Genomic DNA, 4,079 nt, shown 5'->3' with positions numbered 1-4,079 from the left:
GGCGTCACTCGCGCGGCGGACCCTTGCGGTGCGGCTTGCCGGCGCCGAACGGCTTGTCGCCCCGCGGCTTGCCCTTGCCGGCACCCGGCCCGCCGAACTTGCGCGGCGGCGCGGAACCCGGACCGGCGCCCTCGCCGGGCTTGTGGATGCGGAGCTGCTGCCCCGCCACCCAGACCTTCTTCAGGTGCATCAGCACCTCGCGCGGCATGCCTTCGGGCAGGTCCAGCGTGGTGTGGTCGTGCTGGATGTCGATCCGGCCGATGTAGCGGCTCTCCAGCCCAGCCTCGTTGGCGATGGCACCGACGATGTTGGCCGGCTTCACGCCGTGCGCATGGCCCACCTCGATGCGGTAGGTCTCCATCCCCACCTCCGGCGCGCCGCGCGGCGGTTTGTCGGCGCGCGGGCGGTCGACGTCGGGCCGTTCGATCTTCGACCGCTCGGGCTTGTCGGTACTGCGCACCGGACGCTCGCCATGGCTTTCGTCGCGACGCGGCCGCTCGTCGCGTTCTCGCCGCGGCGCATTGCCGTAGGTTTCGCTGCGCACAGGGCGCTGCTCGCGCGGCGTGCGCTCCTGCGACAGCAACAGCGGCGTGTCGCCCTGCACGAGTTGCGCCAGCGCGGCGGCGATGTCCACGGCCGGCACGTTCTGCTCGCGCTCGTAGCGTTCGATCAGCGCGCGGAACTCGCCCGCCTTGCCCGAGGCCAGCGTATCGGTGATGCGCGCGAGGAACCTTTCCACGCGGCGGTCGTTGACCGCTTCCACGCTCGGCAGCTGCATTTCCTCGATCGGCTGGCGGGTCGCGCGCTCGATCGACCGCAGCATGCCCTTCTCGCGCGGCGTCACGAACAGGATGGCGTCGCCGGCACGACCGGCACGGCCGGTGCGGCCGATGCGGTGCACGTAGCTTTCGGTGTCGTACGGGATGTCGTAGTTCAGCACGTGGCTGATCCGCTCCACGTCCAGGCCGCGCGCGGCCACGTCGGTGGCGACCAGGATGTCGAGCTTGCCGTCCTTGAGCTGCTGGATGGTCTTCTCGCGCGCCGCCTGCTGCATGTCGCCGTTGATCGCCGCCGCCGCCAGCCCGCGCGCCTGCAGCTTGTCGGCCAGCTCCTCGGTCGCCGCCTTGGTGCGGGCGAACACGATCATCCCGTCGAACGGTTCCACTTCCAGGATGCGGGTCAGCGCATCCAGCTTGTGCATGCCGCTGACCCACCAGTAACGCTGGCGGATGTTCGCGGACGTGGTGGTCTTTGAGGCGATGTTCACCTCGACCGGATCCTTCAGGTAGGTCTGCGCGATGCGGCGGATGGCCGGCGGCATGGTCGCGGAGAACAGCGCCACCTGGCGCGTTTCCGGCGTTTTCTTCAACACGGTCTCGACGTCGTCGATGAAGCCCATGCGCAGCATTTCGTCGGCCTCGTCCAGCACCAGCGTGGTCAGGCCGGAGAGGTCCAGCGAGCCGCGCTCCAGGTGGTCGATGACGCGGCCTGGGGTACCGACCACGACGTGCACGCCGCGCTTGAGCGCCTGCAGCTGCGGGTAGTAGCTCTGGCCGCCGTAGATCGGCAGCACGTGGAAGCCGGGGATCTTGCCGGCGTACTTCTGGAACGCCTCGGCCACCTGGATGGCCAGTTCGCGCGTGGGCGCAAGCACCAACGCCTGCGGGCTGCCTGCGCTGGGATTGATGTTGGCCAGCACGGGCAGCGCGAACGCGGCGGTCTTGCCGGTGCCGGTCTGTGCGGTGCCCAGCACGTCCCGGCCGGCCAGCATGGCCGGGATGGTGGCGGCCTGGATGGGCGACGGGGTCTCGTAGCCCACGGCGGTGACCGCGGCCATGACGGGCGCAGGCAGGCCGAGGTCGGCGAACAGGAGGGGGGCGGACGAGGGGGATTCGGTAGACATGCGGACACTCCGGGGCGTCGCGGAGCCGCACGCCGAGCCGCATATTGTGCGCCTTCGAGGGCGTCCTGTCGCGTTGCAGCACGCGGGCGCGTTCACGTGCACGGGGGCTGTGATGTTTCCGCCGCAGCGGCGAATCATCTTGCAGACCCGCACAATCGAGCCCTCGCCCGGATGCCATCGATCCCCGCCATGACCACGGACACGGACGCCCGCGAGGGCTTCCAGACCCTGCTGCAGGCCCATCGGGGCATCGTCGCGAAGGTCGCCGGCACGTACGCCTGGCATCAGGACGACCGCGACGAACTGATGCAGGACATCGCGACGCAGCTGTGGCGCGCCTGGCCCGGCTATGACCCGCAACGCCCATTCGCCACCTGGATGTACCGGATCGCGCTGAACGTGGCGATTTCAGGCGTGCGGAGCCGCACGCGTGCGCCGTCGTCCGAGGCATGGAACGAAGACCACCACGACGTGGCCGATCCGCATGCGCACGACCACGAGGGACGCCAGCAGGTCGACCTGCTGTACCGCTTCATCCAGGCGCAGCCGCCGCTCGACCGGGCATTGCTGCTGCTCTACCTGGAAGACCACAGCTACCGCGAGATGGCCGACGTGCTGGGCCTGAGCGAAACCAATGTCGCCACCAAGATCAGCCGGCTGAAGCAGCGGCTGCGCGACGAACTCTGACCATCACCGCGAAGGGAGCCGACGCATGGAACCGGATGAACTGAAAGCCGCCTGGCAGACGCTGGGTCAACGACTGGAACGCCAGGAGGCCATCCAGTGGCACCTGCTGCGCGACCGCAAGCTGGACAGCGTGCGGTCCACGGTGCGCCCGCTGTTCTGGGCACAGGGCCTGCAGGCGCTGCTCGGCGTCGGCCTGCTGGTGCTGGGGGTGGCCTGCTGGAGCCGCAACATGGAGGTACTGGGCCTGCTCGCGACCGGCATCGCGCTGCACGCGTTCGGTGTGGTCACCATGGTCATGGCGTTCATCACCATGAGCCTGATCGGCACGATGGACTACACCGCGCCGGTGCTGAAGATCCAGAAGCGATTCGCCCTGCTGCAGCGCTTCTACCGGCTCAACGCGATGGTCTGCGGCGCGCCGTGGTGGATCATGTGGCTGCTGGTCGTGGTCGGGCTGGCCGGGCTGGGAAGGGTCGATCCGGGCGCCGGCACGCCGGCATGGATCGCATGGAGTTTCTCGATCAGCATGGCCGGCTTCCTCGGCACGGTCGCGGCCATTTACTGGCAGCGCCACCGCCGCCCGTCGACGGACCCCACATGGGAGGAAAGCGTGGGCGTCCGCCGGGGCCGTACGCTGCTCGAGCAGATCGCCCGGTTCGAGAAAGAATGACGCGCTGCCTGCCTTACACTGCCCCCATGCAACGCATCGACTTCGACCTGGACCGCGAGCACGTGGAACTCAACCAGCTGCTGAAACTGGCCGGCATCGCCGACAGCGGCGGCCAGGGCAAGGCGATCGTCGCCAGCGGCGCGGTGACCGTGGATGGCGCGGTGGAACTGCGCAAGACCGCCAAGATCCGCGCCGGCCAGTCCGTGCGGATCGGCGATGTCGAAATCCGGGTGGTCGCGTCCGGCTAGGGCGCGGTACCGGGCGTATCGGCCGCTTCGATCGCTTCGACGTCAAGGTCGGCGACGCGATCGAACTCCGACAGCGGGCTGTCCGCCGGGCACTTGGCATCAGGGAACTGGAACTGCTCGCGCAGCGCGAGTCCGCACGCCTGCATCTGGTCCAGGTCCTTGCCGGCCGCCTTGCACTCGCTGTCGAAGCTGCGCATGAAGGCGTCGCGGCGCATCACGAAGTCGTCGCCGCACCGGCGCATCAGCTGCAGGCGGTCCAGGTCGTCCTGCGCGGCATTGGTGCCGTCCAGACCGTATTCCTGCAGTTCGTCCTTGCTCAGCAGGCGCAGGCGGCGGTTGGGCACCGTCATCATCAGGTCGGCGATGGCGACCGCCGCGCCGTTGCGCTCGAGGTAGTCCTTGACCCGCCCGTACACGCCACGCAGCTCGTCGTTGAGTTCGGCGCGCGTGGTGGCGGTGGAGCTCATGCGGATGATGCGGTGGACGCCCACCTTGCCGGAGATCATCCGGTTGTCGCCGGCGCCCAGCACGAAGACGCACGCGCTATGGCAGACCGAATCCTCGCGCACCC

4 protein-coding genes and 1 pseudogene are annotated in these 4,079 nt (G+C 69.0%); 3 read left to right on the top strand and 2 right to left on the bottom strand.

Going from position 1 to position 4,079, the window contains the following annotated elements; genetic code table 11:
* Positions 1-4: 4 nt before the first annotated feature.
* On the bottom strand, positions 5-1,903 hold the full coding sequence (locus tag AC04L7_RS13700; RefSeq protein WP_435997397.1) for a DEAD/DEAH box helicase: 1,899 nt from the start codon (positions 1,901-1,903) through the stop codon (positions 5-7).
* A 189-nt stretch (positions 1,904-2,092) separates the two neighbouring features.
* Between AC04L7_RS13700 and AC04L7_RS13695 the strand changes: the two genes are divergently transcribed.
* Genes AC04L7_RS13695 through AC04L7_RS13685 form a run of 3 tightly spaced genes read left to right on the top strand, consistent with a single transcriptional unit; the run spans position 2,093 to position 3,508 of the window.
* Positions 2,093-2,590: an RNA polymerase sigma factor gene (locus AC04L7_RS13695; RefSeq protein ID WP_435997395.1), complete on the top strand. Its 498-nt coding sequence runs from the start codon at positions 2,093-2,095 to the stop codon at positions 2,588-2,590.
* A 25-nt stretch (positions 2,591-2,615) separates the two neighbouring features.
* Entirely contained in the window at positions 2,616-3,260 is a 645-nt protein-coding gene (locus AC04L7_RS13690; RefSeq protein WP_296279122.1) for a hypothetical protein, read from the top strand.
* Positions 3,261-3,286: 26 nt separating this feature from the next.
* Positions 3,287-3,508: an RNA-binding S4 domain-containing protein gene (locus AC04L7_RS13685; RefSeq protein WP_296279121.1), complete on the top strand. Its 222-nt coding sequence runs from the start codon at positions 3,287-3,289 to the stop codon at positions 3,506-3,508.
* Here AC04L7_RS13685 and AC04L7_RS13680 read toward each other — a convergent pair.
* Positions 3,505-4,079 (bottom strand): annotated as a pseudogene (locus AC04L7_RS13680) (hypothetical protein); the annotation flags it as partial. The gene AC04L7_RS13685 and the pseudogene AC04L7_RS13680 sit on opposite strands and share 4 nt — an antisense overlap.

This window comes from Pseudoxanthomonas sp. LjRoot204_2 (assembly GCF_056175765.1).
The sequence above is the reverse complement of the archived record's forward strand: the minus strand, read 5'-3'. Positions and strand labels throughout refer to the sequence as shown.

Coding starts and splice junctions, on each gene's coding strand:
- AC04L7_RS13700 (WP_435997397.1), bottom strand. CDS start 1,903: ATGTCTACCGAATCCCCCTCGTCCGCCCCCCTCCTGTTCGCCGACCTC.
- AC04L7_RS13695 (WP_435997395.1), top strand. CDS start 2,093: ATGACCACGGACACGGACGCCCGCGAGGGCTTCCAGACCCTGCTGCAG.
- AC04L7_RS13690 (WP_296279122.1), top strand. CDS start 2,616: ATGGAACCGGATGAACTGAAAGCCGCCTGGCAGACGCTGGGTCAACGA.
- AC04L7_RS13685 (WP_296279121.1), top strand. CDS start 3,287: ATGCAACGCATCGACTTCGACCTGGACCGCGAGCACGTGGAACTCAAC.